This window comes from Bradyrhizobium sp. Arg237L (assembly GCF_029990105.1).
Classification (GTDB): Bacteria; Pseudomonadota; Alphaproteobacteria; order Rhizobiales; family Xanthobacteraceae; genus Bradyrhizobium.
On the sequence record NZ_JAQMIL010000051.1, the window covers coordinates 47,102 to 68,762 of the forward strand.

Sequence of the window (21,661 nt, forward strand, 5' to 3'; positions counted from 1 at the left end):
AAGCAATCTTCTACGGCAAGCAGATGACCGGATAAGAGATGGTGCGCATCCCGTGCTCGTCTATACTCAAGCTGGCTCCGGGGGCGAAGCATGAATCATCGACAGGCAGCGATTTTTGCGGTGGTGTTGGTGGCGGGAACCCTCGCCGGTGGATCGCAAGCCTCGGCCCAGAGCACGTTCCGGAACTATCGCTGCGCCGACGGCACGCAGTTCATCGTCGGATTTTTCCAATACGATTCCCGCGCCCATCTGCAGCTCGACGGCAAGGCGGTGACGCTGTTGAAGCGGCTGACCATGTCAGGCTCGCGCTACTCTGGCGGCGGCGTTACGCTGAGGATCACCAAAGCCGGACTCGCCACGCTCAAGCACGCCAAGCGGCCGACCACGGCCTGCGAGCTGGCATGAAAAAGGGCCGAAACGCGCTCGCTCCGACCCTTTTCTACGCTACCGATCCCCGACATTCCCGTCGGGACGTTATCCGACATCCACCCGGCATTAGTGGTCACGCGTTGGCTTGGATTCCTCGATAGCCGCTTGGTGGTACCAGCTACCGCTGCAATCGGCCTTGTTCACCTGTGAGGCGGCAATCTCGAGCGCCGACTTGGTCTCACCGTAGCGGTGTCCCGCGATGGAGGCCCGGCCGCCGACCGGAAATTGGTAGATCTTGGCAGATCCCTGATTCAAACCCGAATTCATGTGATTCTCTCCTCTCATCGGAGCTGCGATCCTCCACGGTGCGCCCGACTTGTTCTCGTGTGGTTACCCGGACCTGCGATATCAGCCGTGCCCCGCTCGAATGCAAGATGATCAAAAAAAGTCACTAGATGATCATTCTGTAGGCATTTTCGGTTTTGCTTCGCGTGAGGCACTAAGCAGATGGCTAACTCGTAAGCCGCGGCGAAGGTTGCGGGTGCGGGGCGGCGCATCCAAGGAAAGTTGCTTGGGCGTGCCAAGGCTTTAATCGGACCGCAGGCACCTAGCCAAAATTGCCGGAGAATCAGGCGCCGGTTACCGCCTCAAAGGGTCATTTGGCCGCCTGACGCGCATGCCAGCCGCGCTTCTATGTCGCAGCGAAAATGGCGTCTCGCCGTCTGGACTTTTCCCCAGAGGCTCGCTCCCGCACTGCAGCGATTGGCATTCAAATTGCTTGGTAGATTCTTGGCCGATGGTGGCCGGGTACGCGTGGGGCAAGACCGGCTGGCTTTTCGGCCCCTCGCGTTTTGCATCATCAACAGAGAGGCTCAATGACCAAGTACAAGCTCGAGTATATTTGGCTCGACGGGTATACGCCGACACCGAATTTGCGCGGCAAGACTCAGATCAAGGAATTTGCGTCGTTTCCGACGCTCGAGCAGCTTCCGCTCTGGGGCTTCGATGGCTCCTCGACCATGCAGGCTGAAGGCCACAGCTCCGATTGCGTGCTGAAGCCGGTCGCCGTCTATCCGGACGCTGCGCGCACCAACGGCGCGCTCGTGATGTGCGAAGTCATGATGCCCGATGGCGTCACCCCGCATCCGTCCAACAAGCGCGCCACCATTCTCGATGACGCCGGCGCCTGGTTCGGCTTTGAGCAGGAATATTTCTTCTACAAGGACGGCCGTCCGCTGGGCTTCCCCTCGAGCGGCTATCCCGCTCCGCAGGGCCCGTACTACACCGGCGTCGGCTACAAGAACGTCGGCGATGTCGCCCGCAAGATCGTGGAAGAGCATCTTGACCTCTGCCTCGCCGCCGGTATCAACCACGAAGGCATCAACGCCGAAGTGGCGAAGGGCCAGTGGGAATTCCAGATCTTCGGCAAGGGCTCCAAGACCGCTGCTGATCAGATGTGGATGGCGCGCTATCTGATGCTGCGCCTCACCGAGAGCTATGGCATCGACATCGAGTTCCACTGCAAGCCGCTCGGCGACACCGACTGGAACGGCTCCGGCATGCACGCCAACTTCTCGACCCAGTACATGCGCGAAGTCGGCGGCAAGGAGTACTTCGAGGCGCTGATGGAAGCCTTCAAGGCCAACCGCGCTGACCACATCGCGGTCTACGGTCCGGACAACCATATGCGCCTGACCGGCAAGCACGAGACGGCCTCGATCGATACCTTCTCTTACGGCGTCGCCGACCGCGGCGCTTCGATCCGCGTTCCGCACTCCTTCGTCAACAACAGCTACAAGGGCTATCTGGAAGATCGCCGTCCGAACTCCCAAGGCGACCCCTACCAGATCGCTTCGCAGATCCTGAAGACCGTCGCTCAGGTCCCGACCGGCAAGAAGGCCGCGGCCTAAGACGCTCCCGGCCCGGGCTGGGGGCGCCCGGGGCCGCAATCAAGTCCGCCAAAGCCGTCTGGCTTTGGCGGACTTTCGCATTTTAGTGGCATTGGACTGGTTGCACTTCCGAACCGTCCACACGCTTTGTTCAGCGCAAGCCGGTATCGACCTCACCGAAAGCGCGCTAGACTTGGTCTGGATGGCGCAGGCCGGGGACCGACGTGGGTTTCGGAGGCTTCTATAAGGTCAGATTTCAGCTCAACGATGCGGTCGGCCGCAGCGTGATGCATGCGCACGACGGCAAGATGCTCGGCGGCAATTCGGCCTTCGCCCATATCGGCACTTACGAGGAAAGCGGCGACGATGTCTCGGTTGTGGTCAGGACCGTGCGCCACAATCCGGATCCCAACTATCCCGCCATGGCCGGCACCGATGATGCGACGCTGGTGGCGCAGGGCCGGCCCAATGGTGACACCTATCGCTTCGAGGGAGGGTTGCGGGAGGTGCCAGGCGTCCCGTTTCAGGCAGTGCTGACGCCGATCGAGGAGCAGGAGATTCCGATCGCCGGCGGCGTCGGCGAGGGCGGGATCGCCAACGGCCTCTATTCCATCGATCTTCGTCTGCTGGATGGGGTCTCAGGCGGCCTGACCGGCGTGATGCTGCTCAAGGATGGCCGCATCGTCGGCGGTGACGCGTGCTTCTATTATCTTGGTACCTACTTCTCGGAGAATGGCCGCTGGAAAGGCCAGATCCTCAACCAGGAGCACACACCGGCGAGGGGCGAGAATCCGGTCTTCGGCGGCCACGAAGTCGGTATCGGCTTTTCCGGCACCTGTGATGACGAGGGAGCGGTGCTGGAAGCAACCGCGCTCGCCGGCAAGCGCAGCCTGCGATTGACGGCAGTGCTGAAGCTGATGCGCCGCCTGTAAGACGCGATGCCAGACACCATTCGCCTGCTCTCTACGCTGGCGCTGAAAGGCGCAGTTGCCAATCTTGCCGGACTGTATGAGGCGTCCAGCGACGTACGGATCGACGCCGATTTCGCGCCGACGTTGGCGCTGCTCGACCGGATCAGGCGCGGCGAGGGCGCCGACATCCTCATCCTGACGCAAGAGGGGCTCGCCGAGCTCGTGCGGGAAGGACGCGTGGCCGCGGAGAGCTGCGTCGATCTCGCGCGCTCCTATGTCGGCATCGCCGTGAAGGCCGGAGCCATTCATCCCGACATCACCAGCGAGGCGGCATTGCGCGCGACGCTGCTGGCTGCGCGCTCGGTGGCTTATTCGCGGATCGGCGCCAGCGGCATTTTCTTCGCGCAACTGATCGAGCGCTTAGGCATCGCGGCCGAGATCAACGCGCGTGCGACCATTATTCCGTCGGGATTCACCGCAGAGCGACTCATCACTGATGAGGCCGATCTCGCCGTGCAGCAGATCAGCGAATTGAAGCAGGTTGCGGGCATCGAGGTCGTCGGCGCAATTCCGCGCGAGTTGCAGACGCCGGCGGTGTTCTCAGCGGGCCGCATGATTGGCTCGGAGAAGGCGGGCCAGGCCGACCGGCTGCTGCGCTATCTCGCTTCCGCCAAGGTCGCGCCGATGCTGCGCGAGTCGGGGCTTGAGCCTTGATGTATCACGGTGGACGCTGCGCTGACCCGCCATCGCGTTGCTGCGAACTTTAGGTTGTGCAATGCTCGTGGCATTCATTGGAGGGAATGCCATGGCCAAGAAGCGGAAATCAGCCGGCGGCAAAACGCCATTCCACGCCGTCGTCGAGAAAATCCAGAATCGCAGCATCAGCGATGCCGACATTTCGAATTTCTTTGTCGTCCAGCCCAATCCGCGGCGGCCATTCGATTTCACGGTCGGTTTGAACCGCTCCGCCGTTGATTTTCAGGGCATCGAGAAATCCGCCAAGCTGGCCGACGCCCTTGCGCATGATGCGTCGATTGGCCGAGATGAAAAGCTTGCTCCGACCACGCCACCGAAGGGTTTTGGTCGCAAGGTCCCGGTTGTCGCCGAGGGCGATTCATGGTTTCGGCTGCCGCCGCTGGTCATGCCGCCCACGCTGATTGACGTGCTCCAGCAAAGTTACGTCTATCCCATCAGCAATCTGGCGCATTGGGGAGATACGCTCACGGAAATGATCCAGGCCGGCCAGTTCTGGCCCGCGCTGATCTCCGGGGAGGCGGATACGTTTCTGTTTTCCGGCGGAGGAAACGACATGCTTGGCGGCGATGCCGGCATCGCGCGCTTCCTCAATCTGTTCGATCCCGATCACGCCAATCCGTCGGATGCCGCCTACTACGTCAAGCCGGAATTCTACGCAAACCTCAAGCTGGTCCTGCAGGACTACGAGTCCCTGATCCAGCGCGTCCATCTGCGCGCGCCTGATGTGATCATGGTCGGCCACGGCTACGACTACGCGATCCCGCGCAGCAGCGGCCCCTGGATCGGAAATGGCATGATGTTCGTGGGACTCGACCCGACCTTTCAGGCCGACCTCTGCCAGGCGATCATGCGCATCATGACCGATGCCTTCAACAAGGGGCTTGCGGGCTTCGCCGCGACCTATTCGAATTATCGTTTTGTCGACCTGCGCGGGGCGGTTGGCAAGAACGAATGGCGCGACGAATTGCATCCGACGGCCGCCGGCGCCGCAAAGACCGCCGCCCGATTTGATGCGATGCTGAAGAGCCTGCCCAAGTCCGGCACGTTCGAGACGCCGGCGATTGCGTCGCGCGTGCTGTTCGGGCGGGCCGCCTAGATCCCTTTTCAAGGCTGTCGAATGCCGGCTTTGCCGCCATCGGCAGCCTTGAATTTGCCGGGCCTTCGAAGCAACGTAGCGGCATGAAGAAACGACTTTCCTGCTGCCTGTTTGCTGCGCTCATGGTTGGCGTGGCGCCAGGCCATGCCCATGCGCAATCTGCCGACCTCGTGCTGTGCGACCGCCTCGCGGCCGATCCCTCTGATCCCGACAAGCCCGCCGACGTCAAGGGCGTGCCGGAGGTCGCCTCGGCCGACATCGCGACCGCGATCAGATACTGCGCGACTGCCACGAAATCCTCGCGCCGGGCGATGTATCAGCTCGGCCGCGCCTATGCGGCCAATCGGCAAACGGCGGAAGCGGTCGCGGCCTGGCGCAAGGCGGCAGACAAGGGCTCGACCTCGGCGATGGTCGAGCTCGGCGTGCTCTATGGGACTGGCGCGGGCGTTGCGAAGGACGAGGCGCAGGCGCGCAAACTGTTCGAGCGCGCGGCGCAGGCCGGCAATCCGCGCGGCGTCACCAATCTCGCCGCGCTCGGCGGCTCCTCGGCGGCCGACCCGGCGCGCGCCCGCGAATTGCTCGCGAAGGCCGCCGAGACCAACCCCGAGGCGCAATATCAGCTCGGCCTGATGCTTTCCGAAGGCACCGGCGGCGAGAAGGATGATGTCGCGGCGCGCGCGCTGTTCGAGAAGGCGGCGGCGCAAAATCATCCCGGCGCGCTGGAGCGGATGGGCGCCTTCGCGCAATCCGGCCGCGGCGGTCCGAAGGATTCGGATGCCGCGAAAGCCTATTACGAGCGCGCCGCAGCCCTCGGCGACGAGGACGCCAAGAAGGCGCTGGAGCGGGCGCGATGTCCGATGACGATCAAGGACAAGCGCGGCAACGTCGTGACGAACCTCTGCTTCTAGCGCGATCAATGGTAGCCCAGCCGCCATTGCGAGCGTAGCGAAGCAATCCATCTCTCAAAGCTTGCGGTGACAATGGATTGCTTCGCTACGCTCGCAATGACGTCTGTGGTGCGGCTTGTTCGAATTCCGTAAGCCGCTTTGCCGCCACGGCCCAGAATTGGGAGCTCGCGGCCTACGAACTGAGCCAGCTCGAATCCAGCCTTGCGGAAGCAGCCATGCTGTATTCCGGTATCCCCGTCAGCAATGTCACCACGCTGAAGGATCCGTTGCAGTCGGTTTCCGACGCGATCGCCGCGAAGGATGGCCGCAAATTTGCGAAGGCCTTTGGAAATCTGACCGAAGGCTGCAATTCCTGCCACACGTCGATGGGCCGAAGCTTCATCGCCATCCGCGTTCCCACTGGACCGCAGCCATTTGGCAATCAGCTATTTCCACCTCAGCGCAAGCCCTAATGGAACCGAGAGGGTGGGGCGCGGTTGATCGGGCAAAAGGAGACCCGACCATGATCCGCAAGCTACGATCCGGCGAATACCGCCTCTATTCGCGGAAGGTCAATCCGAAGACCGGTAAACGCCGCAATCTCGGCACCTTCAAGACCCGGGCCGCGGCCGAAAAGCACGAGCGCGACGTGCAATATTTCAAGCGCCACTAGTCGAGACTGTCCTGCGCGACGTCGCCTCTCTCCTCGTCATTGCGAGCGTAGCGAAGCAATCCATGCCCCCACTTGCCGCGCTATGGATTGCTTCGCTGCGCTCGCAATGACGGGCGAGGCGCCGAGTCCGTGTTTTCGGCGGCTGGCCCGATATCTCCGCTCGCGCTGGCGGGCGAAATCGACTAAGAGCGCCCCGCACAGATGTCCCACCAGATAGCGCAATGATCCGTCTCGATAACGTCAGCAAGCAGGCCGGCCACCAAATCCTCTTCATCGAAGCTTCCGCAGCGCTCAACCGGGGTGAAAAGATCGGCCTCGTCGGGCCGAACGGCGCCGGCAAGTCGACGCTGTTCCGCATGATCGCAGGCCAGGACGTGCCCGACGAAGGGCAGGTCGCGGTCGATCGCGGTATCACGATCGGCTATTTCAGCCAGGATGTCGGCGAGATGTCCGGCCGCAGCGCGGTCGCCGAGGTGATGGATGGCGCGGGCCCCGTCAGCATCGTTGCGGCCGAGCTGAAGGAGCTCGAGGCCGCGATGGCCGATCCTGATCGCGCCGACGAGATGGACGACATCATCGCGCGCTATGGCGAGGTGCAGGGACGGTTCGAGGAGCTTGACGGCTACGCGCTCGAGGGGCGGGCGCGCGAGGCGCTGGCCGGCCTTGGCTTCAGCCAGGAGATGATGGACGGCGACGTCGGCGCGCTCTCGGGCGGCTGGAAGATGCGCGTCGCGCTGGCGCGCATCCTCTTGATGCGTCCGGATGTCATGCTGCTGGACGAGCCGAGCAACCATCTCGATCTCGAAAGCCTGATCTGGCTTGAGCAGTTCCTCAGAGGGTACGAGGGCGCGTTATTGATGACGTCGCACGACCGCGCGTTCATCAATCGCGTGATCGGCAAGGTGATCGAGATCGACGGCGGCGCGCTCACCACTTACTCCGGCGACTACGAGTTCTATGAGCAGCAGCGCGCGATGGCCGACAAGCAGCAGCAGGCTCAGTTCGAGCGCCAGCAGGCGATGCTGGCGAAGGAGATCAAGTTCATCGAGCGCTTCAAGGCGCGCGCCTCTCATGCGGCCCAGGTGCAAAGCCGTGTCAAGAAGCTCGACAAGATCGAGCGGGTCGAGCCTCCGAGACGCCGCCAAACCGTGGCGTTCGAATTCCAGCAGGCGCCGCGCTCCGGCGAAGACGTGGTCGCGCTGAAGAACGTCCACAAGGGCTATGGCAGCAAGCGAATCTATGAAGGACTGGACTTCATGATCCGCCGGCGCGAGCGCTGGTGCGTGATGGGCATCAATGGTGCCGGAAAGTCGACATTGTTGAAGCTGGTAACCGGCTCGACCGAGCCGGACAACGGCGCGGTCGTGCTCGGCGGCAGCGTCAAGATGGGCTATTTCGCGCAGCACGCGATGGATCTGCTCGACGGCGAACGCACCGTGTTTCAGTCGCTCGAAGACGCGTTCCCGCAAGCGGGGCAGGGCTCATTGCGTGCGCTTGCCGGCTGCTTCGGATTCTCCGGCGACGATGTCGAGAAGAGGTGCCGGGTACTGTCGGGCGGCGAGAAGGCGCGGCTGGTGATGGCGAAGATGCTCTTCGATCCCCCGAACTTCCTGGTGCTGGACGAGCCGACCAACCACCTCGATCTCGCGACCAAGGAGATGCTGATCAACGCGCTGTCGGAGTTTGAAGGCACGATGTTGTTCGTCTCGCACGACCGGCATTTTCTCGCCGCGCTCTCCAACCGTGTTCTGGAGTTGACACCGGAGGGTATCCACCAATTTGGCGGGGGCTATACGGAGTACGTCGCTCGCACGGGCCAGGAAGCACCGGGGCTGCGGAGCTAGCTTTCGGCCGTCGGCGACGACTAGAGCATGATCCGGAAAAGTGGAGACCGGTTTTCCGAAAAAGATCATGCTCAAACAAAGAGCTAGAGCGGGATGACGATTCGAAGAAAAGTCATCACGCTCTAGGAGGGCGGGTCAACGGTTCAGGGCGACGTCCCTGAACGCCTCGACCAGCGGCCGCTCGAGCTTGCCCTTCATGCCCTGCAGGACCTCGTAAGCCGCCGGCCGCGACATCGCCTGTTTGTAGGTCCGCCGCTCGATCAATGCGGAGAAGATGTCGGAGATGGTCAGGATGCGCACGATGTCGGAGATGCTTTCGGCGCAAAGCCCGTCCGGATAGCCGCTGCCGTCAAGAAACTCGTGATGGTGCCGTACGGCATCGAGGATTTCGGCCGAGACGCCGGGCGTTCCCTTCAGCACGGCGTGCCCGGCCGCAGGATGCGTTTCTATCAGCGCACGTTCTTCGGCATCGAGCTTGCCGGGTTTGTCCAGGACGGCGAGCGGAATCCTTGCCTTGCCGAGATCGTGAAACATCGCCGCTGCGTAGAGCCGCTCGATATCGGCCTTCGCCATGCGAAGGCTCAGGCCGAAATCGACGGCGATGCCGGTCACCAGCAGGCAGTGCTGGTAGGTCCCCTCGTGGTGACGGCGAACCGTCGCCAGCCAGTCGGACAGCCCATGCTCGGCGATCGTCTCTGCGATCACGTTGCCGGCGTCCTTGGCCTCCGCGACGTTGACGGCCCAGCCGCAGGTGACGGCCGAGAACATCGAGGCGAAGCTGGCCGCTCCGACCGACGCCGCCTCCCGGGCGCTCGAGGCGGGTTCGCTCGGAACGATCGATGGGGTCTCGCCCTGTGCGAGCTTTGCCAGTAACTGGGCCGGCTTGACCGGACCGAGCAACGCATGCGTCGCGCCGAGCGCGTAGGCTTGAACCACCGCGAGCCGGGTCCGCTCATTGACGACGAAAATGCGTTTTGGGATTCGCGAGAACGCGCCCGACATGGCTTTCAGCGCCGTGATGTTGTCTACGACACGCAGGTCGGCGTTGACGATAACGGCCGCGATGTCATTGCCGCGAATGCTGGCCGCTCCAAGCAGGTCCCCTGTGACGGGATGCTTCGGCTCCAGCATGGCGCACAAGGACGAAAGCCCGGCTTGCGTATCGGCTACAACGTAAACAGACATCGAGATGGTGTTGCCGGCATTTGCTTCAGATGTTGTCGAAGGCGCGCTGTTGGGCCTGGGTGAGAAAATGATCGAGGTCGCTGCAGAGACTGTGCGCGACATCCTCGTTGAGTTCGAATCGCAGCGTCTTTCCGGCCATGTCGATCTCGACGATTCCGCGCAGCGGCTCCGCGCAATTCGTGGGTGACGGAAAAGGCTGCGATCTTGTGGACGGCCATCGGTGGTTCCTCCCTGAAAAAGTTGCGTCGCGCGCATGATCATTTTGGAATGATGGCGCGCCCTTTCTTCTTTCGTTCGGCGACAAACTTCACACCGATCTGCATCCCGTCGACCCGGACCAGTTCGCATCGCCGGAACGCAAGTCCTCTGGATGACAGGATCAGGAAGAATTCCTGCGCCCGCAGCACGTCGAGCGCGCCCTCGACCTCGAGCTTGGCGCCGGTCTGCGACACGTCGAGAAGAACGCAGCTTCGTTGCCAGGTGCCGTCAACGCCCATCAGGTTGACCGGATAGCGGTGCTCGAAGTGAACGCGCTCCGCTTTTCGGCTTCCGTAAGCCATCAATGCACTCCCCCAACTGAAGGCGTATCGGTGGACAAGGGCCTGGCGCCGATGTCGCTTACGGATCCGAAGCGGATGGCGCGCTGCGCGGTGGAAAGCGAAAGCGTGTCAAAGGCCTCCTTGGCCTGTTCGAGTTGTTGCGGCGAAACCGGCTTGACGCCCTTGCGGCTCCTGATGATGGCGACCGCGGTCTGCCAATCGAGCCGCGACGCCCGGCAGGCGAGGACCAGGCCGTAGCAATCCTGCGTCTCCATCAGCGGCTCGATGGTTTCGATCGGGACGGTTGCCAGCAGCGACAGCGCGGCGATGACACTGGGATGGTCGCGCCGGATCGCAAAACGGTTGACGATGGAATCGTTCAACTGGCCGGCATTGTTGAGCGCGAGCACCGTCGCCTTTGCCTCGGAATAGTCCACGGCGACAGGCTTGCGAGCGCGCCCGCGCGCGGCGGTCTCTTCGATCAGCGTTCTGATCGCGACATGCCGCTCGGGCGGCGCGGTCTTGAGCAGGCGGGCCTGCGCGGAGGGGCTGCATTTCGCCACCAACTCGCAAAGCACATCGCGCGGCAGATCCGGCCGCTGCACCAGCGCGTCGGCGATATCATCGTCGCGCAGGGCCATATCGACCAGGGTCGCAAAGCCCACAACAGAGAACTGCGCGCTGGGATTCCTTGCGAGGATGCCGCAGATGGCGGCGTCGCCGCGCATCAGCAGGGCATCTGTGAGCCTGCGGCTCACCGCGCTGCGTTCGGCGATGGCGCCGAGGTGCTTTTCGCCGCGGGTCCTGATGACCTCGATGAGGTCGTCTTCGGAAAGGCATTCGCACTTGCGAAGGATCGGGACGGCGACTGCCGCGTCCTCGTGCTGGGCGAGGCGGCGCACCGCCTCCCTCGGGGCCGACCTCAGATCGGCAAGGGGGGCGCTGAGCTTGGTCAGCGTGCGCGCTTCGACGGCCCCGATCAGACGGACCAGGACGTCGTCGAATATTTCGATCTGGTGCTCGCTGAGCCGGTCGGCGTCCGCGAGGAACAGGCTCGCCACCTGCCGCAATATCCGGATGCGGCGTTCGGGGGAACCGGCTCTGACAACATCTTCGAGTTCCGCAATAAGCTCAGTCGAGGCAATGGCAGTCATGGCGGCACCAATAATCCGCTGCAGGACGTCGCTGTCCCTGAGCCGATTTCGCGCCTAGATTGTTAATTACCACTGTAAATTGGTCTTCTAGGGTTGTGTCTCCTTTAAGATTCTACCAGAAAACAGTATCGAAATTAGGCAATGGTATTTTGCCGCGTTGTCTTTCGCGGTCACTGCGCTCCAACTAGGGGGAATAGAAGAAGAGTACGAGACGAGTCGTCGAGCGAAGATCGCCGCTTTTTTGCGGTGCGGCATGATTGCTGTGCCACCGACCGGTGTTGCTCTTACAAGAACTATTTTAAATGAACGATCATTCACCGGCGCTAACGCTGGTGCCGAAGATATTTCGATTCGATGATATCGACACGTTTCGGAGCTTTATTCGAAACGTGCAGGTGGAGTGCATTCCGCTTGCCCGGGAGATTTCGGCCGAGCAAACCATCCTGAACTTGCCGGGTTGCGACCTTAACTACACCAAGGCGTTTCCACGGGTCATCGACGTGCAGCTTGCGCCGAACACGACCGCCGTCGGGTTCCCGATGGATGAGGGCGCTGCCATTCGCTTCAATGGTATCGAGCACGATCGGTCGTTGCTGGTGATCGGCAGCGGTGGGGCTGCCTATAGCGCCCTTGAGAGAACCCCCCGGCAGTATGCCTCGATCGTTTTCAAGCCTAAGGTCGAGGATCGCGGGTGGCCGAAGACTGGGCTGAGCTTCAATCTCTATGAAACCAGCGAGACGGCGAAACGGCGGCTGCGCCAACTGGTGCGGGAGATCCTGGCGATCGCGCCGCACCTGGCTGAAGCGCCTGAGGTTCCCGGAGTAGCGGTTGCGATCCGCGAATCCCTGATGGCTGCGATCGACCATGCGTTCGCCGAGGTCGTGCCGGCAAAGTGGACGGCGCGGGCGAACGCTGCCCGGCAGTTCAAGGTTTTCAAGGATGTGCAGGCTGTCCTGTCCAGCGATCTCGCACGGCCGATCTATAGCGGCGACCTTGCCAGGGAGATCGGCGTATCAGTGCGTACCATGCACGATGCGGTGCAGCGCTATCGGGGGATGAGCCTGCACCGATATCTCCGCCTGCGGCGGCTGTGGCTCGTTCGCCAAAACCTCTTGGCCGGCGCCCACAGCGTCAAGGCCTGTGCGCTCGCCTGTGGCTTTTGGCACCTCAGCGACTTCTCCAGGATATACCGGTCCCATTTCGGCGAATCGCCTTCCGAGACACTTTCGAAGTCGCGGCGATCCTGAATAGCTGGGCCGCGCGGTTATGCGCCGCTCTGGCACTTCTTCATGAAGCTGGTCTTGGCGGCGCCGGCGAGCTTCTTGCCATCGGACCCGACCGCTTTGGCCTCGCAGGACTCGGTAGTGCATTTCTTCATGAACGAGGTCTTTGCCGCGCCCGACAGCGGTTTGCCGTCCTTGCCGACGGCCTTGGTCTCGCAGGACTCCTGCGCGAATGCCGAGCCGATCGCAAAGGTGGTGACGACCGCTACCAACAATATCCGTTTGAGCATGGGCTTCTCTCCCTGTTTGCCAAAATAGCGGGGCGGATTGGATATCGGAATCTTGCGCCAATCAAGTTGGTAGCGCACGGATTCCTCCGCCAAATCGACAACCCATACCCGCGACTACGCCGCCCGGACTTCCGCCAGGAAGCGGTTGACTTGGCCGGCGAGATCGCGCGACTGCGCGGAAAGCTGTTCGGCGGCGCCGAGTACCTGGCTGGCGGCGGATCCGGTGTCGTCGGCGGCACGCTGCACGCCGGAAATGTTCGAATTGACTTCCTGCGTGCCGCGCGCCGCTTCCTGGACGCTGCGCGAGATCTCCTTGGTGGCCGAGCCCTGTTCCTCGATCGCGGCGGCGATCGCGGTGCCGATCTGGTCGATCTCAGTGATCACGTCGACGACGTTCTGGATCGCCTTCACCGTCTCGTCGCTCGCGGCCTGAATGGTGGCAATCTGCTCGGAAATTTCGGTGGTCGCCTTCGCGGTCTGGCCGGCCAGCGACTTCACCTCCGAGGCGACCACGGCAAAGCCGCGTCCGGCATCGCCGGCGCGCGCGGCCTCGATCGTCGCATTCAGCGCCAACAGGTTGGTCTGCGCTGCGATGTTCTGGATCAGCGTGACGACATCGCCGATCTTCTGTGCACCTTCGGCGAGCGAGCGGGCGGTATCACCGGTGCGGCGGGCGTTGTCCACAGCGCGCGCCGCGATCTCGGTCGACTGGGTGACCTGGCGGCCGATTTCCGAGATCGAGGACGTCAGCTCTTCGGTCGCGCTCGCGACCGTCTGCACATTGGTCGAGGTCTGGTCGGAGGCCGCCGCCACGACAGCCGCCTGCCGGTTGGTGGCTGACGCCGTCGAGGACATCGACTGCGCGGTCTCCTCCATGGTGGCAGAGGCGGCTGAGAGCCCGCCGACGAGCTCGCTGACCTTCTCCTCGAACGTGTGGGTCAGGTTGTCGAGCACTTGCGCGCGGCGCATCTTGACCTGGTTCTCGGCTTCCTTCTCGGCCGCGAGGCGATCGGCCTTGATCATGTTATCCTTGAAGACGCGCACGGCCTGCGCCATCGCGCCGATCTCATCGCTGCGTTCGGCGCCGACGATCTCGTCCGCAACGTCGCCGGCGGCAAGCCGCGACATCCTGGCGGTCAACTCCACGATCGGCCTGCAGATCCGGCGGCGCACCATCATGACCAGCGCAACGCTCGCCGCGAGCACGGCGATGAGGCCGGCGAGCGCGACCAGGAAGCTGACACGTGCAGAGGAGTAAGCGGACGAGAGCACCTGCTCGGCATTGTCATAGAAGGCGTCGCGCACCCCGATGATCGAATTGAGCCCATGCTGCGATTCCACGTAGAAGGCATCGACGTCGTGCTCGTACTTGCCGCTGGCCGCGCCTTCCTTCACGAGCTTCAGCTCCTTGCCGAACCGCTCGACATAGGCCTCGTTCATGCGGTCGAGTGCGGCTGCGACATTGGCGGGCAGGTTGGGATTGCCGCGCAGTTCCTGCAGTGACATCAGCACCTGGTCCGCGCGGCCCTGGGCGCGGGCGAGATCGACCTTCTCGGTCTCGGTCGCCGCACGCCTGGCGCCGACGAGGTTCTTGTGCTGGCTCGCATTGAAGCCGCCGACGTCGCGCAGCGACCAGGCGATATTGGCGTAGACCGCCTGCCGATAGGCGTCGCCGTCGATCAGGGCCATCTTGCGCACCTGGCCGTCGAGCAGGGACGCTGCGGCATTGTTGAGCACCGCATTGTCGGCGACGATCTTCTTGGCGGCGTCCTTGCGCGCTTCCGCTGGGCCGTCGATCGCCTTGTCCATCGCCTCGCGCAGCGCGTTGAATTGTGTGTTCACTCCATCGATGCCGGCGCCGATCGCTTGGCCGTCCTCGAGCGAACCGGGCAGCGCTTTGCGCAGCGCCATCATCTTGTCGCGGGCGCGATCGGTCGCTGTGCGCACCTTCTCGTTCAGATCGGCCCGCTGCTTCGGATCGACCGTCGGCGGCCCAAACAGGATGTTGGTGGCGAAGCCACGCTCCGAATTAAGATAGCGCGGGATGTCACTGATCGCGCGCACGATTGCGAGTCGCTCCTGCGCTACCGACACGTTCTCCATGGTCTGGTATTTCGAGACCGCGACATAGACGGCGAGTGCGCCGCCCACGGCGGACAGCGAGACGATAGCGGTGGTCAGGAGGGTTCCGATTTTCATCTGACTGGTGCCATTCTGGACGATAGAGGAGCATTCGGTTCCATGGTAACCAGCGCGGATTAAATCCGCGTTTACGCTTTCCGATCGGAGTGGCCGGCATGGCTCATCGCATCCTCGTCTTCTACGGCTCCTATCGCTCCGACCGCATGGGCATTCGGCTTGCGAGCTTCGTGGTCGAGGGTCTGCGCGCCCGCGGCGAGGACGTCGAATTCATCGACGCCAAGGAGGTCGGATTGCCCATGCTCGACCGCATGTACAAGGAATATCCGAAGGGCGCGGCGCCTGCTGCGCTGGAGAAGCTTGCGGGCCAGATCCGCGAGGCCGACGGCTTCGTGTTCATCACCGGCGAATACAATTGGGGCATCCAGCCGGGGCTGAAGAACCTCACCGATCATTTCCTGGAGGAGTGGTTCTGGCGGCCTGCCGCGATCGCAAGCTATTCCGCCGGCCGCCTCTCCGGCGCGCGCGCCGCGACCGCCTGGCACGGCACGCTCTCTGAGATGGGCATGGTGGTGATTTCAAGCACGATCGGCGTTGGACCGATCGCGCAGACGCTGTCGGCGGATGGAAAACCGATCGGCGAGGGCGGCAAGGCGCTGGAGCGGGCCTTTCCGCGCTTCGCCGATGACCTCATCTGGTGGGTCGAAGCCGCCAAGGAGCAGCGGGCGCGCAAGCAGCCGCCTTACTGAGTTGAGGCGAGGGCCCCTAACTAACGCGTTCGCTGATCCGAATTTCCCGTGGCTGATTTGCGCTTGGTTTCGGCAGGCGCGCCCATCTCCTGGCAGGGCATCTGCTGCCATGAACCGTCGGCTGCTTTTTGATAGGCACGGCAGGGCGATGTCGCCTGCTTGTCGTCGGCCTTCTGGGCGTCCGGCTGGGTTTCCGAGTTCTTCGCGAGGACCGGCGTCGCAAAATGCGCGAGCGCGGCCACCGAACCGGCGAAGATCACTGCTGCAATCCGCATCGGAGGTTCTCCTTTCGATGCAGACTTTTCTAGAAGCAATTGTGGAAAATTTTTGCCGAACGGCCCGATGCGCCGGACTTTGCTTAACAATCGGAAAACGACCGATGAGCCCAGGCCCGGGGAACGTCGCTGTCGTTCGGCGGTTTAGAACGAACTGCGGCCTAACCAGAACGGTGTGACGACCGGCGCAGGCAACATCGGGAGAGCGACATGATGCCAGAGACGCAGATTCACGTGATCGCGCGGCAGATGTTGGAGCAGCACGGCTTTGAGGCGATCGCCCGTGCGGCGCAGAAGGCGCAAGCCTGCGAGAGCCAGGGCGAGGCCGACGAGGCCCGCGAATGGCGCCACATCGAAGCCGCCATGAAGATCATGCGCGGCCCCAACCAGAGCTGACAAGCTATCGCACCGGCATTGGCGGACGCACCACTGGTCCGCCATCTTGCGCCGGCGGCTCGGGCACCGTTTGCAGCGGAGCCGGCGCGGGCGGTGGCGGCAGGGGCGGAGCTGCAGCGGCGGTTTGCGCGGGCGGATATGTCGGCGGCTTCGGCCTGCGCACGGGCGCTGCGACCGGCCGCGGCGGCGGCGCAGCACGCGGCTGCACGGCTTGTGCCGAAACCCTGGCCTCGGAATTCCTGGTTATGTCGCGGGCGATCTGATCCTGGCCAGCCTTGAGCTGCGCGATGCTGGCTTTGAGTTGCTCGATCTGTTGGCCCATCGTCGCGAGATCGTGCGCCATCGACTGCAGCAACTGCGCGGTGTCAGGTGGAAGGGCTGCGGCGGTCGCCGGCGCGGCGGCTTGCGCAGGCTGTGCCTGAGCAGGGGTGTCCGGCTGAGCGACCGCCTGATCGGTCGAGGCGGTTTGAACGGCGGGTGGGGCCGGCTGCTCTGTAGCGGCCTGATCGGCGGGCGGGGCCGATTGCTCCGCAGGCGCTGTCGAGTTACCCGACGGTGACGAAGACAACGACGACAACAGCGAGACCTGCGGTATCCAGTCCGCAATCATCTGCTTGGCAGTGTCGCCATGATGCTTCCAGGCCGCCGCCGCGAAAGCGCTGATCAGGGCGAACAGGAAAGCCATCGCGGCGCGCTTGGCCCATTTGGCGAGCGGTGAAGGCTCGCTCGGGAGCTGGATGTGATCGCTGGCCGTCACGCGAAAGGCGGTATCGAGCGATGGCGCTGCGGCGCTGGATGCCACGTAGCTCTGCGGTGCCGGCGCCTGGTTCACTTCGGCACGCGGCGTTGGAGGTGCACGATCTCCGCGCGCGGCGAGCACGACTTCAGGGTCGATCACGAAAACATCGTGCGGATCGGATTCTTTAGCAGGATTAGTGTTCAGCGTGGAAAGCATTGGCGCTCCATCTTCAGTCCAATGCCACCCGCTCAGGAAGCGGCCGGCGGGTTTACACTACGTCAACCATCCTCTGCCCAGCCCCACGACTCCAGCCAGGTGTGACCAAAGCAAGGCGAGAGGAGGGAGAGTCTGCGGCCGCCCACGGCGACTGGCTTCCCGCCGAAACTCGGGAATCAGCCGCGGAAGAGGGCACGCTAATTCTTCGGACGGATGAATCCGGCGAGGTGAGTCTTCTGCGCTTCGCACCAGGTCGTCATCCCCAGCCGCCGCTGGTCGAGATCAGTCGCCTGCGTGGCGACGGCGACTTCGGCCATGATCTCGTCGTCCTGGCGCTCGCCCATCTTGCCGCCGGTGTGCATGAACGCGATCGCCTTGCGCACTTTCTCCGTGGTGCCATCGGGCAGGTGCATCTCCTGGGCCTTCTGCACCAGGTCCTGATAGACGAGATCGGTGTTGGGACACTCGACCTTGGCGGCAAACGCCTGCAGCATCAGCGTGACATAGGCCGAGCGCGGATCGGCCTTCGCGGGCTGAGCGGCAAGCAACAGTCCTGCGATCAACAAAGTATAGCGCATCCTTGGGAACCTCCTGTTTTTTGAGGAGGCTAGCGTCGACACTCGCGCCGTGCAACCGAGGCAAGGCAGAACGTGCTGACGCAATCAAACAGACGTGTTTCCACAGCCTTTGCCATGATTTCAGCACTATTCTGGCAGCAACTAGGTAACAGGTTAACGCAGGGGAGACGTGCGGTGTCGAGATTGGGGCTCGCAGTTTTGCTGACGGGGGCGGTGTCGCTCGCCGGCTGCATGCAGACGACGCTGTCGCCATCCACAGATGCCAGCATGACGCCGCGCGATCGGCAATTGTTGGCCCATCCGCCTTACGCGCAGGCTTCCATTCCGGAGCAGTTCCAGCGCCATATCGTCGACTACACGCGCAAGGAACAGCCGGGCTCGATCCTGGTCGATACCGATGCGCGCTATCTCTATTACGTGCTGCCCGATGGCAAAGCGATCCGCTACGGCGTGGCGGTGGGCGAGGAGGCGATGGCCTTCTCCGGGGTCGCTACCGTTGGCCGCATGTCCGAGTGGCCCGACTGGGTTCCGACCAAGGATATCCAGGAGCGGCTCGGACCTTATCCGTCGCGTGTCGCCGGTGGCCCTGCTAATCCGCTCGGTGCGCGGGCGCTCTATCTCTACCAGGGCAACAAGGACACGCTGTACCGCATCCACGGCACCAATCAACCGGAATACATTGGGCAGGCGATCTCGTCCGGCTGTATCCGCATGGCCAATTCCGACGTGATCGATCTGTTTGGCCGGGTGAAGCCGGGCGCGACCGTCGTCGTGCTGCCGCCTGCTGCTGGCACGGCGGCGATCGGACCGTTCAGCCCGCGCCGCGGCTGACTTGATCTAAGCCAACTCACCATCCCTCATTCCGGGGCGACGCGTTAGCGTCGCAACCGGAATCCATTTTCCCGTTGTGCCTGCGGCCCATTTGATTCTGGGCCCAGCATGCTTCGTATGCATCCCGCCCATAATGACAGCGCCGGCTGTGGCGCAATCACCACACCTTGCGGGAATCGTGCAACGGCAAGCGTGCCCGACGCTTCCTGCCCCGGTTAAGCCCGATTGGAGTCCGCCCTTAACGATGTTGGATTTCGGCTTGGGCTAGGGGCGCGAGTTGGGGATGCAACATGTGCTTCGACGCTGCCGCAAATTCGTACGTCGACATCAGGGGGCGCGCGCAGGTTGATGCGCACCTGGTCTCATCCGGTTCTATGTGGAGAGCCACGCGGCTCATCGCGGTGGTTCTCGGGGCCGCTTCATTGGCGGCCTGTGCGCAGTCAACCGTCGTCAGCCAACGATCGGAAATCGGCGCGAGCAGGCAGGCATCGTACGTGCACACCCGCACGGCGGCGGTAGCGATGAAGAGGCGGGTAGCGGCGATGCGGAAGCATACGCGTCTGGCGTCGCGCAAGGGTGGCGATGCCAAGGTCGCATCCCAGGGTGTCGCGAGCTTCTACAGCGAGGACTCGCAGACTGCGAGCGGAGAGAAGTTCGACAAGAACGAATTGACCGCGGCGCATCCGACCTTGCCGTTCGGCACCAAGCTTCGCGTCACCGACGTCAAGAGCGGACGTTCGGTGACGGTGCGGGTCAACGACCGCGGACCGTATGTGCGGGGACGAGTCGTCGACGTCTCCTATTCCGCCGCGCAAGAACTCGGAATGGTCGGCAAGGGTCTCAGCAACGTCAAGCTTGACGTGGTCCACTAGACTCTTGTCTTGACGTGTTCTCTCACGCGAAGCGGTATCCGCTCTGGTTGGTGGTCCCACACGTCGGGAATTTTCTCTGTCGTCGTCGGGAAAATCTCCCTCGCGCTCGGCGCTTTATTCAGGTTGCCGGCAGCTTTCGTCACGATAAGATTCCAAACGCTACGTCCCGCGCCTTGAACTTATCCATTGCGTGCGGATTTCTTACCCAATGAACTTCAACCCCGCCTTCCATTCGTGGAGGCGGGGTTTTTCTTCCTGTTCTTCATTAGACCAATTCCAAGCAACGTGGCGCCTTCGAGACAGCCCGGTTCTGGTTGCGCGACAACGCGCGTCCGTCTATGTGGATTGCATTATCAAGGACGGCGCGCTGGACGGCTGGGGCTTCGGCGGTGGTATCCGCTACCATTACCGTTAGCCGAACGGCATCAACTTGGCACTCAACGTGAAGAGCATGACCGACCGCGTCACCATGGCCTGCACCACGAGTGGCGGCCACCAACACACGCGCCCGCGCACCATCGTGGGCTCGGCCAGCGATCGCAGGTAGACGCACCGATGCGACCGAAAACGATCCGGCTTTGGTCGCGCATTCACACATGGACTTCGCTCGTCAGCATGGTGTTCCTGCTGATGCTGTGCGTGACCGGCCTGCCATTGGTTTTCCATGACGAGATTGACGATCTGCTCGAGGAGGAGATCGCGGCGCCTGAGATGCCGGACGATACGCCGCGTGCATCGCTTGATCGGGTGATCGAGGTCGCGCGGCAGCGCTATCCCGGCGAGTTCGTTCTCATCGCCAATGTGAAGCAGGCGGAGCCGCTGGTCACGGTCGCGATGTCGCCGACCGCCATGCCTGCGCCCGGCCAGTTTCATCGCGTGACCATCGATGCGCGCACAGCCGAGGTGCTCGGCGAGGAGGCGCCGCATCAGGACGTGATGGATATCGTGCTGCGCATCCACAAGGACATGTTCACGGGCCTGCCGGGCGAATTGTTCCTCGGCGCAATGGGCGTTGTCTTCGTCGTGTCACTGATCTCGGGGATCATCGTCTACTGGCCGTTCATGCGGCGGCTGGATTTCGGCACGATCCGACGCGGGTCGTCGCCGCGGCTCAAATGGCTCGATACGCATAATCTGCTCGGCATCGTCACGGTGACCTGGGCCGTGGCGGTCGGCTTGACCGGGACGATCAACACGCTGGCGACGCCACTGTTCGATCTGTGGCGCGCGCAACTGGTGCCGGTTCTGCTCGCCCCGTACCAGGGCAAGCCGGTCGCGGCGATTCCCTCCGTTCAATCCGCCGTCAGCCGCGTGCGCGAACGATTTCCGGATCGATTGGTGACCTCAGTCACCATGCCGACATCGGCGCGCTTCGGCAGCCCGCAACATGTGATCGTCTGGACCAAGGGCGCAACGCCGTTCACGGCGCGCATGCTGCAGCCGGTGCTGGTCGATGCCAACAACGGCGAGAATATCCTTGCGCCGCAGGTGCCCTGGTATCTGAGGGCGCTGCAGGTCTCGCGACCGCTGCATTTCGGCGATTATGGCGGGTTGCCGCTCAAGATCGTCTGGGCGTTGCTCGATCTCGTCACCATCATCGTACTGGGCAGCGGCATCTATCTGTGGTTCGCCAAGCGGCGCACCGCGCCGGCGCGGATGAAGCTGCCGGATGTGCGGCCGGCTGTGGAGAGCAAGGTCTAGCCATATGGGGCGGGCCGTAGGGCGGATCTACGGCGTCGTCGCACGCTCCGCTGTCGTCCCCGCGAAAGCGCGCGAAAGCGGGGGACCCATAACCACAGGGAGGTGTTGTGGCGCGGGCAAGCGGTTGCAGCGGAGCACACCACAAAGGCCTGTGGTTATAGGTCCCGGGTCAAGCCCGGGACGACGCGGGGATGGGTTTTTGATTTGAATTTCAAACAGCGGAGAGGATGTGAGTTCGCATTCTCGCGGCGCTGTGCGTCCGAGGTTTGCTTCACTTTCCACCCTCCTCGATATCAGAGGGCGCAGGGAAAGCCGGGTGCCGGTTGCACCCATGGGTCCCGTGCAACAA

24 protein-coding genes are annotated in these 21,661 nt (G+C 63.0%); 15 read left to right on the forward strand and 9 right to left on the reverse strand.

The features are described 5' to 3' along the window. Positions 1-90: 90 nt before the first annotated feature. Entirely contained in the window at positions 91-405 is a 315-nt protein-coding gene (locus tag OZ411_RS27675; RefSeq protein ID WP_282530496.1) for an MliC family protein, read from the forward strand. Positions 406-495: 90 nt separating this feature from the next. On the opposite strand, the gene OZ411_RS27680 is transcribed toward OZ411_RS27675, so the two are convergent. Continuing rightward, positions 496-696: a DUF2735 domain-containing protein gene (locus OZ411_RS27680; protein ID WP_130579538.1), complete on the reverse strand. Its 201-nt coding sequence runs from the start codon at positions 694-696 to the stop codon at positions 496-498. Between the two features lie 548 nt (positions 697-1,244). Between OZ411_RS27680 and OZ411_RS27685 the strand changes: the two genes are divergently transcribed. The 8 genes from OZ411_RS27685 to OZ411_RS27720 all read left to right on the forward strand — a co-directional run bounded on the left by OZ411_RS27685 (position 1,245) and on the right by OZ411_RS27720 (position 8,425). Continuing rightward, entirely contained in the window at positions 1,245-2,279 is a 1,035-nt protein-coding gene (locus OZ411_RS27685) for a glutamine synthetase beta-grasp domain-containing protein (RefSeq protein ID WP_130579539.1), read from the forward strand. A gap of 266 nt (positions 2,280-2,545) precedes the next feature. Further along, a complete protein-coding gene (locus OZ411_RS27690) occupies positions 2,546-3,190 on the forward strand; it encodes a GrlR family regulatory protein (protein WP_165421155.1) in 645 nt (214 codons plus the stop codon). A 6-nt stretch (positions 3,191-3,196) separates the two neighbouring features. Continuing rightward, positions 3,197-3,883 carry a substrate-binding domain-containing protein gene (locus tag OZ411_RS27695; protein WP_282530497.1) on the forward strand — a complete coding sequence of 229 codons (687 nt, stop codon included), beginning with the start codon at positions 3,197-3,199 and terminating at the stop codon, positions 3,881-3,883. A 91-nt stretch (positions 3,884-3,974) separates the two neighbouring features. Beyond that, complete coding sequence (locus OZ411_RS27700) at positions 3,975-5,021, forward strand: GDSL-type esterase/lipase family protein (RefSeq protein WP_282530498.1); 1,047 nt, start codon at positions 3,975-3,977, stop codon at positions 5,019-5,021. 122 nt (positions 5,022-5,143) lie between these two features. Next, a complete protein-coding gene (locus OZ411_RS27705) occupies positions 5,144-5,929 on the forward strand; it encodes a tetratricopeptide repeat protein (RefSeq protein WP_282530507.1) in 786 nt (261 codons plus the stop codon). 77 nt (positions 5,930-6,006) lie between these two features. After that, a complete protein-coding gene (locus OZ411_RS27710; RefSeq protein ID WP_130582673.1) occupies positions 6,007-6,381 on the forward strand; it encodes a hypothetical protein in 375 nt (124 codons plus the stop codon). A 50-nt stretch (positions 6,382-6,431) separates the two neighbouring features. Continuing rightward, on the forward strand, positions 6,432-6,581 hold the full coding sequence (locus OZ411_RS27715) for a hypothetical protein (RefSeq protein WP_130582672.1): 150 nt from the start codon (positions 6,432-6,434) through the stop codon (positions 6,579-6,581). 221 nt (positions 6,582-6,802) lie between these two features. Then, the gene (locus OZ411_RS27720; protein WP_282530499.1) at positions 6,803-8,425 is read left to right on the forward strand and encodes an ABC-F family ATP-binding cassette domain-containing protein; all 1,623 of its coding nucleotides are present in this window, start codon (positions 6,803-6,805) and stop codon (positions 8,423-8,425) included. Positions 8,426-8,560: 135 nt separating this feature from the next. Here OZ411_RS27720 and OZ411_RS27725 read toward each other — a convergent pair whose 3' ends face one another. The 3 genes from OZ411_RS27725 to OZ411_RS27735 all read right to left on the reverse strand — a co-directional run bounded on the left by OZ411_RS27725 (position 8,561) and on the right by OZ411_RS27735 (position 11,303). Then, positions 8,561-9,610 carry an HD domain-containing phosphohydrolase gene (locus OZ411_RS27725; protein WP_282530500.1) on the reverse strand — a complete coding sequence of 350 codons (1,050 nt, stop codon included), beginning with the start codon at positions 9,608-9,610 and terminating at the stop codon, positions 8,561-8,563. A 257-nt stretch (positions 9,611-9,867) separates the two neighbouring features. Continuing rightward, on the reverse strand, positions 9,868-10,170 hold the full coding sequence (locus tag OZ411_RS27730) for a PilZ domain-containing protein (RefSeq protein ID WP_130582668.1): 303 nt from the start codon (positions 10,168-10,170) through the stop codon (positions 9,868-9,870). Beyond that, positions 10,170-11,303, reverse strand: coding sequence for a DUF2336 domain-containing protein (locus OZ411_RS27735; RefSeq protein ID WP_130582667.1), 1,134 nt, complete (start codon positions 11,301-11,303; stop codon positions 10,170-10,172). The genes OZ411_RS27730 and OZ411_RS27735 overlap by 1 nt, the downstream gene beginning before the upstream one ends. A gap of 302 nt (positions 11,304-11,605) precedes the next feature. Between OZ411_RS27735 and OZ411_RS27740 the strand changes: the two genes are divergently transcribed. After that, entirely contained in the window at positions 11,606-12,550 is a 945-nt protein-coding gene (locus tag OZ411_RS27740; RefSeq protein ID WP_282530501.1) for an AraC family transcriptional regulator, read from the forward strand. Positions 12,551-12,567: 17 nt separating this feature from the next. On the opposite strand, the gene OZ411_RS27745 is transcribed toward OZ411_RS27740, so the two are convergent. Then, positions 12,568-12,816 carry a hypothetical protein gene (locus OZ411_RS27745; RefSeq protein ID WP_028165843.1) on the reverse strand — a complete coding sequence of 83 codons (249 nt, stop codon included), beginning with the start codon at positions 12,814-12,816 and terminating at the stop codon, positions 12,568-12,570. Between the two features lie 114 nt (positions 12,817-12,930). Further along, a complete protein-coding gene (locus OZ411_RS27750) occupies positions 12,931-15,015 on the reverse strand; it encodes a methyl-accepting chemotaxis protein (RefSeq protein WP_282530502.1) in 2,085 nt (694 codons plus the stop codon). A 98-nt stretch (positions 15,016-15,113) separates the two neighbouring features. Here OZ411_RS27750 and OZ411_RS27755 point away from each other — a divergent pair, with 98 nt between their 5' ends. Beyond that, complete coding sequence (locus tag OZ411_RS27755; protein WP_130582664.1) at positions 15,114-15,704, forward strand: NAD(P)H-dependent oxidoreductase; 591 nt, start codon at positions 15,114-15,116, stop codon at positions 15,702-15,704. A 20-nt stretch (positions 15,705-15,724) separates the two neighbouring features. On the opposite strand, the gene OZ411_RS27760 is transcribed toward OZ411_RS27755, so the two are convergent. Continuing rightward, positions 15,725-15,979: a hypothetical protein gene (locus OZ411_RS27760; RefSeq protein WP_130582663.1), complete on the reverse strand. Its 255-nt coding sequence runs from the start codon at positions 15,977-15,979 to the stop codon at positions 15,725-15,727. Between the two features lie 210 nt (positions 15,980-16,189). Between OZ411_RS27760 and OZ411_RS27765 the strand changes: the two genes are divergently transcribed. Further along, the gene (locus OZ411_RS27765) at positions 16,190-16,375 is read left to right on the forward strand and encodes a hypothetical protein (RefSeq protein ID WP_130582662.1); all 186 of its coding nucleotides are present in this window, start codon (positions 16,190-16,192) and stop codon (positions 16,373-16,375) included. Positions 16,376-16,379: 4 nt separating this feature from the next. Here the strand turns inward: OZ411_RS27765 and OZ411_RS27770 are convergent, their stop codons facing one another. Both OZ411_RS27770 and OZ411_RS27775 read right to left on the reverse strand, forming a co-directional pair. Further along, entirely contained in the window at positions 16,380-17,330 is a 951-nt protein-coding gene (locus OZ411_RS27770) for a hypothetical protein (protein WP_282530503.1), read from the reverse strand. A gap of 197 nt (positions 17,331-17,527) precedes the next feature. Beyond that, positions 17,528-17,908 carry a hypothetical protein gene (locus tag OZ411_RS27775; protein WP_282530504.1) on the reverse strand — a complete coding sequence of 127 codons (381 nt, stop codon included), beginning with the start codon at positions 17,906-17,908 and terminating at the stop codon, positions 17,528-17,530. 231 nt (positions 17,909-18,139) lie between these two features. On the opposite strand from OZ411_RS27775, the gene OZ411_RS27780 reads away from it, so the two are divergent. The 3 genes from OZ411_RS27780 to OZ411_RS27790 all read left to right on the forward strand — a co-directional run bounded on the left by OZ411_RS27780 (position 18,140) and on the right by OZ411_RS27790 (position 21,312). Next, entirely contained in the window at positions 18,140-18,739 is a 600-nt protein-coding gene (locus tag OZ411_RS27780; protein WP_207234670.1) for a L,D-transpeptidase, read from the forward strand. A gap of 374 nt (positions 18,740-19,113) precedes the next feature. Further along, the gene (locus OZ411_RS27785) at positions 19,114-19,611 is read left to right on the forward strand and encodes a septal ring lytic transglycosylase RlpA family protein (RefSeq protein ID WP_245476804.1); all 498 of its coding nucleotides are present in this window, start codon (positions 19,114-19,116) and stop codon (positions 19,609-19,611) included. Between the two features lie 555 nt (positions 19,612-20,166). Further along, positions 20,167-21,312, forward strand: coding sequence for a PepSY-associated TM helix domain-containing protein (locus OZ411_RS27790; protein WP_282530505.1), 1,146 nt, complete (start codon positions 20,167-20,169; stop codon positions 21,310-21,312). The last annotated feature ends 349 nt before the right edge of the window (positions 21,313-21,661 follow it).

Coding starts and splice junctions, on each gene's coding strand:
- OZ411_RS27675 (WP_282530496.1), top strand. CDS start 91: ATGAATCATCGACAGGCAGCGATTTTTGCGGTGGTGTTGGTGGCGGGA.
- OZ411_RS27680 (WP_130579538.1), bottom strand. CDS start 696: ATGAATTCGGGTTTGAATCAGGGATCTGCCAAGATCTACCAATTTCCG.
- OZ411_RS27685 (WP_130579539.1), top strand. CDS start 1,245: ATGACCAAGTACAAGCTCGAGTATATTTGGCTCGACGGGTATACGCCG.
- OZ411_RS27690 (WP_165421155.1), top strand. CDS start 2,546: ATGCATGCGCACGACGGCAAGATGCTCGGCGGCAATTCGGCCTTCGCC.
- OZ411_RS27695 (WP_282530497.1), top strand. CDS start 3,197: ATGCCAGACACCATTCGCCTGCTCTCTACGCTGGCGCTGAAAGGCGCA.
- OZ411_RS27700 (WP_282530498.1), top strand. CDS start 3,975: ATGGCCAAGAAGCGGAAATCAGCCGGCGGCAAAACGCCATTCCACGCC.
- OZ411_RS27705 (WP_282530507.1), top strand. CDS start 5,144: ATGGTTGGCGTGGCGCCAGGCCATGCCCATGCGCAATCTGCCGACCTC.
- OZ411_RS27715 (WP_130582672.1), top strand. CDS start 6,432: ATGATCCGCAAGCTACGATCCGGCGAATACCGCCTCTATTCGCGGAAG.
- OZ411_RS27720 (WP_282530499.1), top strand. CDS start 6,803: ATGATCCGTCTCGATAACGTCAGCAAGCAGGCCGGCCACCAAATCCTC.
- OZ411_RS27725 (WP_282530500.1), bottom strand. CDS start 9,610: ATGTCTGTTTACGTTGTAGCCGATACGCAAGCCGGGCTTTCGTCCTTG.
- OZ411_RS27730 (WP_130582668.1), bottom strand. CDS start 10,170: ATGGCTTACGGAAGCCGAAAAGCGGAGCGCGTTCACTTCGAGCACCGC.
- OZ411_RS27735 (WP_130582667.1), bottom strand. CDS start 11,303: ATGACTGCCATTGCCTCGACTGAGCTTATTGCGGAACTCGAAGATGTT.
- OZ411_RS27740 (WP_282530501.1), top strand. CDS start 11,606: ATGAACGATCATTCACCGGCGCTAACGCTGGTGCCGAAGATATTTCGA.
- OZ411_RS27745 (WP_028165843.1), bottom strand. CDS start 12,816: ATGCTCAAACGGATATTGTTGGTAGCGGTCGTCACCACCTTTGCGATC.
- OZ411_RS27750 (WP_282530502.1), bottom strand. CDS start 15,015: ATGAAAATCGGAACCCTCCTGACCACCGCTATCGTCTCGCTGTCCGCC.
- OZ411_RS27755 (WP_130582664.1), top strand. CDS start 15,114: ATGGCTCATCGCATCCTCGTCTTCTACGGCTCCTATCGCTCCGACCGC.
- OZ411_RS27760 (WP_130582663.1), bottom strand. CDS start 15,979: ATGCGGATTGCAGCAGTGATCTTCGCCGGTTCGGTGGCCGCGCTCGCG.
- OZ411_RS27765 (WP_130582662.1), top strand. CDS start 16,190: ATGATGCCAGAGACGCAGATTCACGTGATCGCGCGGCAGATGTTGGAG.
- OZ411_RS27770 (WP_282530503.1), bottom strand. CDS start 17,330: ATGCTTTCCACGCTGAACACTAATCCTGCTAAAGAATCCGATCCGCAC.
- OZ411_RS27775 (WP_282530504.1), bottom strand. CDS start 17,908: ATGCGCTATACTTTGTTGATCGCAGGACTGTTGCTTGCCGCTCAGCCC.
- OZ411_RS27780 (WP_207234670.1), top strand. CDS start 18,140: ATGCAGACGACGCTGTCGCCATCCACAGATGCCAGCATGACGCCGCGC.
- OZ411_RS27785 (WP_245476804.1), top strand. CDS start 19,114: ATGTGGAGAGCCACGCGGCTCATCGCGGTGGTTCTCGGGGCCGCTTCA.
- OZ411_RS27790 (WP_282530505.1), top strand. CDS start 20,167: ATGCGACCGAAAACGATCCGGCTTTGGTCGCGCATTCACACATGGACT.